This is a genomic window from Pseudomonas sp. 43A (assembly GCF_013363935.1).
Classification (GTDB): Bacteria; Pseudomonadota; Gammaproteobacteria; order Pseudomonadales; family Pseudomonadaceae; genus Aquipseudomonas; species Aquipseudomonas crudilactis.
Genome location: NZ_CP054880.1, coordinates 847,063 through 859,967, shown reverse-complemented (window position 1 = coordinate 859,967; position 12,905 = coordinate 847,063). Strand labels below are relative to the sequence as shown.

Here is a 12,905-nt window from a genome sequence, read left to right as displayed (position 1 = left end):
TCTCAGAGCTGCCCGTCACGATCCCGGAAACCCAGCAGATACAACACGCCATCCAGCCCTAGGGTGGAAATCGCCTGCTTCGCCGACTGCTTCACCAACGGCTTGGCACGGAATGCCACACCCAAACCGGCAATCGCCAGCATTGGCAGGTCATTCGCGCCGTCGCCGACCGCGATGGTCTGCTCCAGACGCAAACCCTCCTTGTGTGCCAGCTCTTTCAGCAAATCAGCCTTGCGCTGCGCATCGACAATCGGCTCGATCGCCACGCCGGTGCACTTGCCGTCGACCACTTCCAGTTCGTTGGCGAACACGTAGTCGATGCCGAGCTTGGCCTGCAATTGCTTGGCGAAATAGGTGAAGCCACCGGAGAGGATCGCGGTCTTGTAGCCCAGACGCTTGAGCTCGGCGAACAGCGTTTCCGCGCCCTCGGTCAGACGCAGCGAAGCACCGATCGAATCCAGCACGCTGACATCCAGACCTTTGAGCAAGGCCAGACGTTCTTTGAAGCTGGCGCGGAAATCCAGTTCGCCGGCCATGGCCCGCTCAGTGATTTCGGAGACTTGTTCGCCGACCCCGGCAGCCTTGGCCAGTTCGTCGATGACCTCGGCTTCGATCAAGGTCGAATCCATGTCGAACACCGCCAGACGACGGTTGCGACGGAACAGCGAATCTTCCTGGAAGGCGATGTCGACATTCAGCTCTTGGGCCACGCTAAGAAATTCGGCTCGCAGCGCCTGCGGATCAGCCGCTTCGCCACGCACGGAAAACTCGATACAGCCCTTGCCTTTGTCGGCCGGCGTGTCCAGCGGCATACGACCCGACAGACGGTCGATATGGTCGATATTCAAACCGTATTTAGCCGTGATCGAACTGACCGCCTGCAATTGGCCGGCAGTTACCTTGCGGGTCAGCAGGGTGACGATGTGGCGCTTTTTGCCCTGATTGCCCACCCATTGCTGGTAATCCTCTTCGGACACCGGGGTGAAGCGCACCTGCTGGTCGAGCTCGTAGCCCTTGAACAGGATGTCCTTGAGCACCGATTTGCCTTGCTCGGAATCGGGAATTTCAACCAGGATGCCGAACGACAGGGTGTCGTGGATCACCGCCTGACCGATGTCGAGAATGTTCACACCACCTTGTGCCAGAACGCCGGTAATGGCCGCAGTCAGACCCGGACGGTCGACTCCCGTGATGTTAATCAGGACGATTTCGCGCAACGCGCACCCCCGCAACTGGAAAAAAACCGCATTCTACCCAATTTCAGTGACCATCGGGCACCGCGAGCGCTTTGCCGGTCTAGGGCCTGTCGCTATACTGCGCGTCAACTTCACGGACAAAAGAGCCGAGCTCAGTGAACCGGCCCACGCCAGTTAAAACCGATAACTTCTTCCTGCTGATCTTCCGTGCACTGCGTCATCGCCGTGTACCGATTGCATTGCGCATTGCCAGCCATAACGTGATCCTGGTCGCTCTGGCCCTGGTGATTTATGCCGGGGTAATGGGCTTGCAATTCAAGCAGGCCATGCACGAGCAGGCCGATGCGCTGGGTGAAAGCCTGACCACGCAGACCGCCACGTCCGCCACGGAGCTGTTGGTGTCCAACGACATCCTCAGCCTCAACGTGCTGCTCAACAACCTGACCAAAAACAAACTGGTGGCCCACGCGGCGATCTACAGCGTGGATAACCGCATCCTCGCCGAATCCGGTCAGCGGCCCAAGCACAGCCTGTTGGGCGAAGCCGAAGGCATGTACGAGAGCAAGATCACTTTCCAGGACGTGACCGCCGGGCAACTGCGCATCAGCCTGGACATGGATCAGTTCCAGCAGCCGATGACCATCAGCCTGCAAAGCATGGGCATTCTCAGTGCGATTCTGTTGGCGCTGTCGCTGGCCTTGAGCCTGCGCATGGGCCGCTATCTGTCGACGCCGTTGCTGCAATTGCGCGTGTGGCTGCGCCGGATTGACGAGCACACGCCGGGCATCGATCGTCAGGATGAAATCGGCGATCTGGCGCGTCAGCTGCACGCCAACTACGCGCCGGAGCCTGCGCCGGAACCGGAGCCTGAGTTCGAGGACGAAGAGGACGAACCGGAATTCGAGGTGCGCAACTTGCGTGATCCAAGTTTCGACGAAACCCGTCCGATGGCGGCACAGAAGCCTGCACCGCGACATCTGGTCAGTACCGTCGAAGACGATGATGACGATGACGCATTCGCCGACCTGCGCGACGAGTCGCTCAATGGCGCGCCGCAACCCGTCGTTCGTCAGCCGTCGCCAAGCGTGCCGCAGCACACCGCCGTGCTGGCCGTGCAACTGGGTTCACAGGAGCAACTGCGCCGCTTGCCACGTGCACGTCTGGAGGAGTTGCAGGAGCGTTATCGTGACTGCCTCGATCAGGCTGCTTCGCTGTATCAGGGTGAAATCGAAACCCTCAACGACGGCAGCACGCTGATGCTGTTCCACACCGAAGACAGTGGCGATGACTACCTGACCAATGCGATCTGCTGCGGCGAACTGTTGCGGGCGCTGGGTCATCAGTTGCAGATTGAAGTCGCGGACAGCGGCATCACCCTGCAATTGCAATTGGGCCTGACCTTGGGCGATGAGTTGTTCGGTCTGAGCCAGATTGATCTGCTGCTGACCGATTCGGCGCAGGATGCACTGGCCCTGTCGCAGCACAGCCGCAACCTGCTGCTGGTTGAGCGCAAGATCAGTGACGATGCGCTGATCCGCCAGCGTGCACGGATCCGGCCTATCGCCAGTCCTGAGGGTGCTTGCTGCGTGGAGCGGTTGATGGAGCCTTATCCGTCGATGCTGGAACGGCAACTGGCGCGGATGCATGAGCGCCGGGCGTAAGCCTAAGGCCTGAAACACGGAAGCCCGCAGACGAGTGATTGTCTGCGGGCTTTTTTGTTGCCTGCACTTTCCCCCTCACCCTAGCCCTCTCCCAAAGGGAGAGGGGACTGACCGAGGTGTCTGACGCTATACATCGACCTGACAAATCGAGTCGATTATGGATTCACAGCAGGACGATCAGGTCGGCGTAACTCTGCAATATCCCCCAATCGGTCCCCTCTCCCTCCGGGAGAGGGTGAGGGTGAGGGGCTTTTGATCCTCTAGCCCCCAGACACAACAAAGCCCGCACAAGGCGGGCTCTGTTCTGACTCGATCCAGCTTAGAAGCGGAACACTTCCATATCCGTCCGAATCGGCGAGGCCATCGGAATCTTCGGCTGCTTCTCGGCTTCCGCCGCCGGCGCGGCCGGTTTTGGTGCCGACTTACGCGGTGCTTCAGCCACCGGAGGCTGATTGGCCAACGGTTTCAGCGCCACTGACAATTGCTCGGCCAGACGCTGCAGCAAAATGCCCTGGGCCTGAACCTGCGAAGCCGTACTGCCGGCGTGCAGCTCTTGCAGATGCACGATGCGGTTATCGCGCACCTGACCACGACGGTCGATCAAGCGCCACTGGGCATCGAGGATCGCCGGTTGTTTCTGACCAGAGTCCAGACGCGTGATGGTCAGTAACACCTGCACATCCGGAGTAAACCCGGTCGTGGCCGGTGCCAGCACCACACGTTGGCTATCCAGATGGCCCGCCACCTGACGCATCAACAACTGATCGATATCCGACGAAAGGCTGCCAGCCCAACGACCGTCGGTCGCTGCCTGCAGGCTGCCATCGGGTTGACGTTGCAGCAGGGTTTCACGTTGCAGGTAGTCGGCTACGACTACCGGGCCCAATAAAACCGCCATGCCTGCGCTTTGCGCAGGCTGAACCGGACTTCCGCTGTCCAGTTGATACAGCGACACCGGCTGGTGAACGCTGCAACCCGCCAGGCCAAGAACGCCGGCGAGCAGGAAAATAAGGGGGCGCAGAGCAGTCATCATCCCGTCCAGGTGGCCGCCACAAGGCTGACCACAGTGAAAATACTCAATAAATATGAAGAACGCTCGGCCACGCCGGCGCTTGGAAAGGCCATATCATCCGTGAATATGCGTTCCGACTCCAGCGCCAAAGCGTCGATCTACGCGTTAAATCGTGGATCGACGCCTCTAGGACGCCTAATTGAGGTTTTCGACGAGCAGCGCATCAACCCGCTGAAAGCCCCTCGGGAGTTTATTCCCGCGACGTCCACGCTCACCTTTGTAGTGTTCGAGGTCGTCGGCCTTCAGCGACAGCGTGCGTTTTCCGGCCTGCAACACCAACGTGGCGCCTTCCGGAAGCACGGCGATGTCCGTGACATATTCTTCGCGACTGGCCACACGCTCACCGGAAATACCGATGATCTTGTTGCCCTTGCCCTTACCTAATTGTGGCAGATCGCTGATTTTGAAGATCAGCAGGCGACCTTCGGTCGTGACCGAGGCCAGCCAGTTGTGCTCACGATCCGCTACCGGCCGCGGCGCAATCACTTTGGCGTTGTTCGGCAGGCTCAACAGGGCTTTACCGGCCTTGTTCTTGGCTTGCAGGTCTTCGCCTTTCACCACGAAACCATATCCGGCGTCGGAAGCAATCACATACAACGCATCGTCTTCCGGCATCAGCACACATTCGAACGAGGCACCCGGCGGCGGTGTCAGACGACCGGTCAACGGTTCGCCCTGGCCACGTGCCGACGGCAGCGTATGCGCAGCAACCGAATAGCTGCGACCGGTGGAGTCGATCACCACGGCAGACTGGTTGGAGCGCCCTGCCGCCGAGGTCTTGAAGCCGTCGCCGGCCTTGTAAGACAGGCCGGTGGCGTCGATGTCGTGACCTTTGGCGGAACGGATCCAGCCTTTTTCCGACAGCACAACGGTGACTTTCTCGTTCGGCAGCAGATCGTGTTCGGTCAACGCTTTGGCTTCGGTGCGCTCGACGATTGGCGAACGGCGGTCGTCGCCATAGGTTTCGGCGTCTTTGATCAGCTCGGTACGCACCAGCTTCTTCAACTTGGCTTCGCTGCCCAGCAGCGCTTGCAGCTTGGCTTGTTCCTTGAGCAGTTCGTCCTGCTCGTCGCGCAGCTTCATCTCTTCCAGTCGCGCCAATTGACGCAGACGGGTGTCGAGGATGTAGTCGGCCTGAATCTCGCTGAGGGCGAAACGCTCGATCAGCTTGGCTTTCGGGTGTTCCTCGGTACGAATGATGTGGATCACTTCATCCAGATTGAGGTAGGCGATCAACAAACCGTCCAACAGGTGCAGGCGACGCTCGACCTTGTCGAGGCGGAATTGCAGGCGGCGGCGCACGGTCAGTACGCGGAATTCCAGCCATTCGACCAGCAAGGCGCGGAGGTTTTTCAGCTGTGGCTTGCCGTCCAGACCGATGATGTTGACGTTGACCCGGTAGGTCGACTCCAGCTCGGTGCTGGCGAACAGGTGCTGCATCAGCGCTTCGTGATCGACGCGACTGTTGACCGGAATGATCACGATGCGGCACGGGTTTTCGTGGTCGGATTCGTCGCGCAGGTCAGCGATCTGCGGGGCTTTCGACGGTTTCGCCTGCATCAGCGCGGCGATCTGCTCCAGTACCTTGGCACCGGAAACCTGGTGCGGCAGCGCGGTGACGATGATGTCGCCGTCCTCGACGTGGTACACGGCGCGCATGCGCACCGAGCCCTTGCCGGTTTCGTACATTTTCAGCAGGTCGGCGCGCGGCGTGATGATTTCCGCTTCGGTCGGATAGTCCGGGCCTTGAATGTGTTCGCAGAGCTGCTCGACCGTGGCTTTCGGCTCATCGAGCAGACGCACGCACGCGGTCGCGACTTCACGCAGGTTGTGCGGCGGCACGTCGGTGGCCATGCCCACGGCGATACCGGTGGTGCCGTTGAGCAGGATGTTCGGCAGGCGCGCCGGCAGCACCAGCGGCTCCTGCAAGGTGCCGTCGAAGTTCGGGCCCCAGTCGGCAGTGCCCTGGCCCAGTTCGCTGAGCAGCACTTCGGAATACCGCGACAAGCGTGCTTCGGTGTAACGCATGGCCGCGAAGGACTTCGGATCGTCCGGCGCCCCCCAGTTACCCTGGCCATCGACCAGCGTGTAGCGATAGCTGAACGGCTGGGCCATCAGCACCATCGCTTCGTAGCACGCCGAGTCACCGTGCGGGTGGAACTTACCGAGCACGTCACCGACGGTACGCGCCGATTTCTTGTGCTTGGAATCGGCGTCCAGGCCCAACTCGCTCATGGCGTAGACGATACGCCGCTGTACCGGTTTCAGGCCGTCGCCGATATGCGGCAGGGCACGGTCCATGATCACGTACATGGAGTAGTTGAGGTAGGCACTTTCGGTGAAGTCGGCCAACGAGCGGCGTTCTACACCGTCCAGGCTGAGATCAAGGGGGTTGCTCATGCAGGCCTCATCGGTTCGTTGTCTGGCGCAGCAGCATGGTGCCACCGCGCTGAGTAAATTCAAGTTTGTTCAGGGCGCTCATGCCAAGCAGCACCTGATCGCCATGCAGCCCCGGCGCCACCAGTGCGCGGACGTCGCGCAGCACGATGTCGCCCAATTGCAGGCGGTTGATTTTGGTCCGATAGCCCTGGCTCAGGCCGTTGGCCGTGCTCAGGGTCACACCGAAACCTTCTTCCAGCTTCAAACGCTTGGCCAGATCCGCCGGGATCGCCACATCGGTCGCACCAGTGTCGAGCATGAACTCGACCGGCTCACCGTTGATCTGACCGCTGGCGACAAAATGCCCTTGGGCATTGCCGGCCAGCTTCACTTCGATAAAACCTTCGCCCTGCTCCGAACTGACCACCACGTTCGGATTCTGCTGGCGCTGTTCCCACTGGCCAAAGAACCGCGTCGCCAGAAACAGCGCCGCGCACCACGCCAGAATCATCAACACCCGACCGGCGCGCTTGCCCGGCGGTTGCTGGCTCATGGTTTGGCGCTCCAGCCACCGTCAGGTGCGGCAAAGCGCCAGACGATCGGGCGTTTCTCGCCGTCGGCACGCACGCCATCGTTGTTGTCCAGGCCAATCCATGCACCTTGCGCGTCCACGATAAGCGCTTCCGCCAGGCCATAGGCCTGTGAATAAAGGCGCTGTGGCTGCAAGGCATCTTCGGCGTACGACCAGCATTGTTCGACCTTCGCCGTCACGGCATCACGACGACAAATCTGAAAGGCGTTGCGCTCAAGGGTGAACAACTTGCCGTTGAACAGCGAAAGATCAGCAAAGTCGCGAGTCACGGCGCGCGCCTTGGGAAACTGCGGCGGCTGCATCTCGACCCCGGCTTCACTGAGCAGCACACAGGCACCTTCGCAATCCCAGACCGTTTGCTGACGCTTGATCTTCAGCAAGCCACGGCGCTCACGCTCCGCCGCCAGCCACAGCTGATCGCCCGCCGGATTGATCGCCAAACCTTCGAACAGCGCGTTGAAGTGCAGCAACATGCCACTGGCCCGGGCTTCTTTCACCAGCATCGGCGAGATTTTCAGCCACGACGCCGGGCCTTGTGGCGGCACCTGCAACACGGCCGCATGGGCCTCGCTGACAATGTAACGATTGCCAGCGCTGTCGCAGGTGATGCCTTCGAAATCCAGATCACCGCCACGGATGAACGACGCCGCCCACGTGCGCGAACTCAAACCCCACGGCAAACCACTGTCCGGCACCTGTGGCACATCGATGTGCACGGTTTCGGCCTGCCACACCTGGTCGCGGGTGTTGAGACGGTAGATCTGATCGTCATCGCGATCAGACACCGTCCACAGCTCGTTGCCGCACAGTGCCAGCCCCGACAGGTTGCCGCCGCGCATGCCGTCGACCGGATGCTCGGAGAGCAGGCGCAATTCCTGTAACGGCTCGGCCGACACAGTCATTGCACTCAGTAGCAAGGCACCCGCGAAGGCCCAGCCAAACCGCATCAGGCCAGCACCTCGGCGAGGTTGCCTTTGGATTCGAGCCAGGTCTTGCGGTCACCGGCGCGTTTTTTCGCCAGCAGCATGTCCATCATTTCCGAGGTTTCGGCGAAGTCTTCGCCCAGCGTCAGTTGCACCAGACGCCGAGTGTTCGGGTCCATGGTGGTTTCACGCAGTTGCGGCGGGTTCATTTCACCCAGACCTTTGAATCGGGTGACCTGTGGTTTGCCGCGTTTCTTCTCGGCGACCAGACGATCGAGAATGCCGTCACGCTCGGCTTCGTCGAGGGCGTAGTAGATCTCTTTGCCGAGGTCGATACGGTACAGCGGCGGCATGGCAACGTAGACGTGACCGGCATCCACCAGCGGGCGGAAGTGCTGGACGAACAACGCGCACAGCAGCGTGGCAATGTGCAGACCGTCGGAGTCGGCGTCGGCGAGGATGCAGATCTTGCCGTAACGCAGCTGGCTCATGTCCGCCGCGCCCGGATCGACACCGATGGCCACGGCGATGTTGTGCACTTCCTGACTGGCGAGTACTTCACTGCCGTCGACTTCCCAGGTGTTGAGGATCTTGCCGCGCAAGGGCAGGATCGCCTGGAATTCCTTGTCCCGCGCTTGTTTGGCGGAGCCACCGGCGGAATCACCCTCGACCAGGAACAGCTCGGAACGCATCGGGTCCTGCCCGGCGCAGTCCGCCAGTTTGCCCGGCAGCGCTGGGCCCTGGGTCACGCGTTTACGTTCGACTTTCTTGCTCGCCTTGAGACGACGGCCGGCGTTGTTGATCGCCAGTTCGGCCAGGGCCAGACCGGTTTCCGGGTTGGCGTTGAGCCACAGGCTGAAGGCGTCCTTGACCACACCAGAAACGAATGCGGCCGCTTCACGGGACGACAGACGCTCTTTGGTCTGGCCGGAGAATTGCGGCTCCTGCATTTTCATCGACAGAACGAAAGCAATGCGCTCCCAGACGTCTTCCGGCGCCAGCTTCACGCCGCGCGGCAGCAGGCTGCGGAATTCACAGAATTCGCGCATCGCGTCGAGCAGGCCCTGACGCAAACCGTTGACGTGGGTGCCGCCCTGCGCTGTCGGGATCAGGTTGACGTAGCTTTCCTGCACCGCGTCGCCACCTTCCGGCAGCCACAGCAACGCCCAGTCGACCGCTTCTTTGTTACCGGCGAAAGCGCCGCAGAACGGCTCGTTCGGCAGGCGTTCGAATTCGCTGACGGCATCGACCAGATAGGAGCGCAGGCCGTCTTCGTAATGCCACTCGACTTTCTCGCCGGTGCCTTTGTCTTCGAAGCTGACCAGCAGGCCCGGGCACAACACAGCCTTGGCCTTGAGCACGTGCTTGAGGCGGCTGATGGAGAATTTCGGTGAATCGAAGTATTTCGGATCCGGCGCGAAGTACACGCTGGTGCCGGTGTTGCGCTTGCCGACGGTGCTGATGATTTCCAGCTCGGTGGCCTTGTAGCCATCAGCGAAAGTCATCTGGTATTCGTTGCCGTCACGCTTGACGCGGACGCGCACTTCGGTCGACAAGGCGTTGACCACGGAAATACCCACACCGTGCAAACCGCCGGAGAACTGATAGTTCTTGTTGGAAAACTTGCCGCCCGCGTGGAGTTTGGTGAGGATCAGTTCGACGCCCGACACGCCCTCTTCCGGGTGGATGTCGACCGGCATGCCACGGCCGTCATCGCTGACTTCCAGCGAGTGATCGGCGTGCAGGATGACCTGCACCGATTTGGCGTGGCCAGCCAAGGCTTCGTCGACACTGTTGTCGATGACTTCCTGGGCGAGGTGGTTCGGCCGACTGGTGTCGGTGTACATGCCGGGGCGTTTGCGCACCGGGTCGAGGCCCGAGAGGACTTCGATGGCGTCGGCGTTATAAGAGCTAGCGCTGGGAGTGGCCATAGGGTCTCGTCGTCAGTCATTCATGAAATAGGGGCAAGACTTCACAGTGCGGTGAAATCGATTGCCTGATACACATCGGCGCCAATGCCGGCAAAACTCAGCAACGCCGGCAATTGCCCGGCAAAACCCTGGAAACTGTGGTCGCCGCCGGCCTGAATGCGCAAGGCACAGGCGCGGTAATACTGTTGGGCGAGGCGATAATCCAGTGTTTCATCGCCGGTCTGCAACCATACCTGATAGCGCTGGGCATCCTGAGGCGCCGGCACTTCCAGCTCGGCCAGAGCGGTGACGTGGTCGTGGGTCAATTCCCAGGTTTCATCGGTATACAGGTTTTTCTGCGTGCCCAGATAGCCGTCGAACATCCGGTGCGGGCTGACCGCCGGGTTGACCAGCAGGGCTTTCAGGCCATGGCGCTCGGCCAGGTGAGTCGCATAGTAGCCGCCGAGTGAGCTTCCCACCAGCAGCGGGCTGTCCAGCTCGGCGATTGCCTGCTCCAACTGACCGATGGCTTCACGCGGGTGATGGTGCAGGGCCGGAACACGCAGTTTGTCGCTCAAACCCAGCTGCTCCATCACCGTTACCAACTGACAGGCCTTTTTCGAGGCCGGGGCGCTGTTGAAACCGTGGATATAGAGGATCGAACCGGACATTTGAGCTCCCTGGGTGTCGGTTTGGGTTTGCGGAGTTTACAGGGAGAGAAGAGCGGATTGGGGGTGGTTTCGAGAAATTGGTCATTCAGCAGGGGCGGCCCTCACCCTAGCCCTCTCCCGGAGGGAGAGGGGACTGATTGGGGGATATTTCAGAAGTACGCCGACCTGAAAGTTCTTCACCGAATCCATAATCGACACACTCTTTCAGGTCGATGGATGACGCCAGACACCTCGGTCGGCCCCCTCTCCCTCCGGGAGAGGGCTGGGCGGGCGGCGTTCCGATGAGGGGCTCTTGATCGAAAATCAGTAACCTTCGGAACCGTAATCAACGGTAAAAGCAAAATCGGTGACGCGCTCCACGCCGGTTTCCAACCGCCCATCCGGCAACAACCGCAACCACCGATACCCAGGCGCCTGCTCCCCCACCTTGAAGTCTTCACTCCCCGGCTCAAACTGAATGCACGTCGAAGGCGAAGCCATCAACCGCACGCCATTGCGCTCACGATCAATCTCCTGATGCACATGCCCCCACAACACCGCACGAGCCTGTGGAAAACGATCCAGCACCTCGAAAAACGCCTCGGGATTGCGCAAGCCTATCGGCTCCATCCATGCGCAACCGATCGATACCGGGTGATGGTGGAAGCACACCAGGTGGTGGCGTTCCGGCGCTTCGCTCAACGAACGGGCCAGCAGTTGCAGCTGATCGTCCTGCAAATACCCCGGTACCGAACCCGGCACCGCCGAATCGAGCATCGTCACCCGCCAGTTGCCGATATCCACCACAGGCTCCAGCAGCGTGCTCTGCACGGCGGCCTGGGCCATGATCATCGGTTCGTCGTGATTGCCGGGAATCCAGCGCGCCGGCGCAGCGATCTGCGCGCTCATCTTGCGAAACTGCTGATACGACTCCAGCGTGCCGTCCTGCGAGATATCACCCGTGGCCAGAATCAGGTCGATCTGCGGCTGCTGCCCCAGCACCAGCTCGATGACCTTTTGCAGACTCTCGCGGGTGTTCATGCCCAGCAGCGCGCCGTCCGCTTCAGCGAACAAATGGCTGTCGGACAACTGCACCAGCAACGCCGGATCGGCGGTAGTCAACGTGGATACGCTCGGCAAGGCGTTCTCCCAAGGCAAAAGCACGGAATCGATCAAGTGCCGCAATTATGCTGGGGGATGACTGAAAGAGGAAACCGGCGAACCGGACGCAGTTCACAACTAGCGTACGACTTCGTACTCGTGCCCCAACGCCAGGCAATGACTCAGCCATTCCCCCAGGAACAGATTGAGCTGAGCTTTTTCATCCGGCTGATGCATGGCGGCGTTCGGGTAAGGATAGATGCCGCGAAAGCGTCGTGCATGTTCGGCGCTGACCACTTCGGCCATGCGCGCGTCGTGATAGACCTGCACTTCCAGTTGCGGCACCGGCAGCCATGGCAGGCTGTGCTCCTGACGCACCTGCAAAGTGGTGGTGTACGGGCAGGTTTGCAGCACTTCAAGGGCCAGCACGCCGAGCATCTGCTCGCCTTGGGTCACGGCGATGCGCCGCGCCTCAGGCTCGTTACGCATGTCCGGCAGCAGTCGCATCAGGCGCGCGTAGTTGGCCTCGCAGGCGGCTTGCAGCCCCACGAGGTCGACTCGATAACGATCGCGCAGCTTGTTTACGACCATAACCCCCTCACTTCGGCGCGGTTCAGCGCCAGCCACTGCAAAGCGATGATGCTCGCCGCATTGGCAATGCGTCCGTCACGGACGGCCTGCAAGGCATCTTCAAAGGCCCAGACCGTGACGCGGATATCTTCTGCCTCTTCTTCCAGGCCGTGCAGGCCGCCAACGCCGTCAGTGCTGCAACGCCCCAGATATAAATGCACGAACTCGTTGCTGCCGCCCGGCGACGGGAAATACTTGGTCATCGGCCACAGGGCCTTGATGTCCAGCCCAGCTTCCTCCTGCGCCTCGCGGTGAGCAACTTCTTCCGGTTGTTCATCCTTATCGATCAGACCAGCGACCAGTTCGACCAGCCACGGGTTGTCGGTCTTGCCCATGGCACCGACGCGAAACTGCTCGATCAGTACAACTTCATCGCGCTGCGGATCGTAGGGCAGCACGCAAACGGCATCGTGACGCACAAAGACTTCACGGTTGATCTCGCGACTCATGCCACCGGCGAACAATTCATGGCGCAGATGCACACGGTCAAGCTTGTAAAAGCCTTCGTAGCATTTTTCGCGCCGCACGATATCGACGATGGTCGGAATGGCGTTGGCAAAATCAGTCATGAGCATCCTCTTTACTGCAGATCCATTACGAGTTGCCGCTTGTTACTGGCAACCTCGACTTCGCGCCATCCTAACGCGCCCGCACCGTTTGATGCAGCCCCTTTACCGTCAGCGGGATGGACGGTGGAGGCGAAACCCACTCTAATTAGCTTAGTGGCGAACTGACTGCTTCGTTGAGAGTCGAAGCGGTAACTTTTTGCCTTCCCCTGCTTTCGAAAGGAC

The 12,905-nt window shown here is 60.6% G+C and carries 11 protein-coding genes; 1 reads left to right on the top strand and 10 read right to left on the bottom strand.

Features of this window, described 5'->3' with window-relative positions; genetic code table 11:
* Positions 1–2: 2 nt before the first annotated feature.
* Complete coding sequence (gene serB, locus HUW52_RS03690; protein WP_008079219.1) at positions 3–1,217, bottom strand: phosphoserine phosphatase SerB; 1,215 nt, start codon at positions 1,215–1,217, stop codon at positions 3–5.
* 134 nt (positions 1,218–1,351) lie between these two features.
* Here serB and HUW52_RS03685 point away from each other — a divergent pair, with 134 nt between their 5' ends.
* Positions 1,352–2,857 (top strand): AhpA/YtjB family protein, encoded by a 1,506-nt coding sequence (locus tag HUW52_RS03685; RefSeq protein ID WP_175553003.1) that lies wholly within the window; start codon positions 1,352–1,354, stop codon positions 2,855–2,857.
* Between the two features lie 319 nt (positions 2,858–3,176).
* Here the strand turns inward: HUW52_RS03685 and HUW52_RS03680 are convergent, their stop codons facing one another.
* The 9 genes from HUW52_RS03680 to HUW52_RS03640 form a co-directional block, all read right to left on the bottom strand.
* On the bottom strand, positions 3,177–3,887 hold the full coding sequence (locus tag HUW52_RS03680; RefSeq protein ID WP_007915780.1) for a membrane integrity-associated transporter subunit PqiC: 711 nt from the start codon (positions 3,885–3,887) through the stop codon (positions 3,177–3,179).
* 177 nt (positions 3,888–4,064) lie between these two features.
* Positions 4,065–6,329: a DNA topoisomerase IV subunit A gene (parC, locus tag HUW52_RS03675; protein WP_122842973.1), complete on the bottom strand. Its 2,265-nt coding sequence runs from the start codon at positions 6,327–6,329 to the stop codon at positions 4,065–4,067.
* 7 nt (positions 6,330–6,336) lie between these two features.
* Complete coding sequence (locus HUW52_RS03670) at positions 6,337–6,861, bottom strand: TIGR02281 family clan AA aspartic protease (protein WP_016985690.1); 525 nt, start codon at positions 6,859–6,861, stop codon at positions 6,337–6,339.
* The gene (locus HUW52_RS03665; protein ID WP_175553002.1) at positions 6,858–7,847 is read right to left on the bottom strand and encodes an esterase-like activity of phytase family protein; all 990 of its coding nucleotides are present in this window, start codon (positions 7,845–7,847) and stop codon (positions 6,858–6,860) included. The genes HUW52_RS03670 and HUW52_RS03665 overlap by 4 nt, the downstream gene beginning before the upstream one ends.
* A complete protein-coding gene (gene parE / locus HUW52_RS03660) occupies positions 7,847–9,754 on the bottom strand; it encodes a DNA topoisomerase IV subunit B (protein ID WP_016985688.1) in 1,908 nt (635 codons plus the stop codon). The genes HUW52_RS03665 and parE overlap by 1 nt, the downstream gene beginning before the upstream one ends.
* A 41-nt stretch (positions 9,755–9,795) precedes the next feature.
* Positions 9,796–10,404: a YqiA/YcfP family alpha/beta fold hydrolase gene (locus HUW52_RS03655; protein WP_175553001.1), complete on the bottom strand. Its 609-nt coding sequence runs from the start codon at positions 10,402–10,404 to the stop codon at positions 9,796–9,798.
* Positions 10,405–10,707: 303 nt separating this feature from the next.
* Positions 10,708–11,523 (bottom strand): 3',5'-cyclic-AMP phosphodiesterase, encoded by an 816-nt coding sequence (gene cpdA / locus HUW52_RS03650; RefSeq protein WP_175553000.1) that lies wholly within the window; start codon positions 11,521–11,523, stop codon positions 10,708–10,710.
* A 99-nt stretch (positions 11,524–11,622) separates the two neighbouring features.
* Entirely contained in the window at positions 11,623–12,075 is a 453-nt protein-coding gene (locus HUW52_RS03645) for a DUF1249 domain-containing protein (RefSeq protein ID WP_016985685.1), read from the bottom strand.
* A complete protein-coding gene (locus tag HUW52_RS03640) occupies positions 12,066–12,683 on the bottom strand; it encodes an NUDIX domain-containing protein (protein WP_016985684.1) in 618 nt (205 codons plus the stop codon). The genes HUW52_RS03645 and HUW52_RS03640 overlap by 10 nt, the downstream gene beginning before the upstream one ends.
* Between the last annotated feature and the right edge of the window lie 222 nt (positions 12,684–12,905).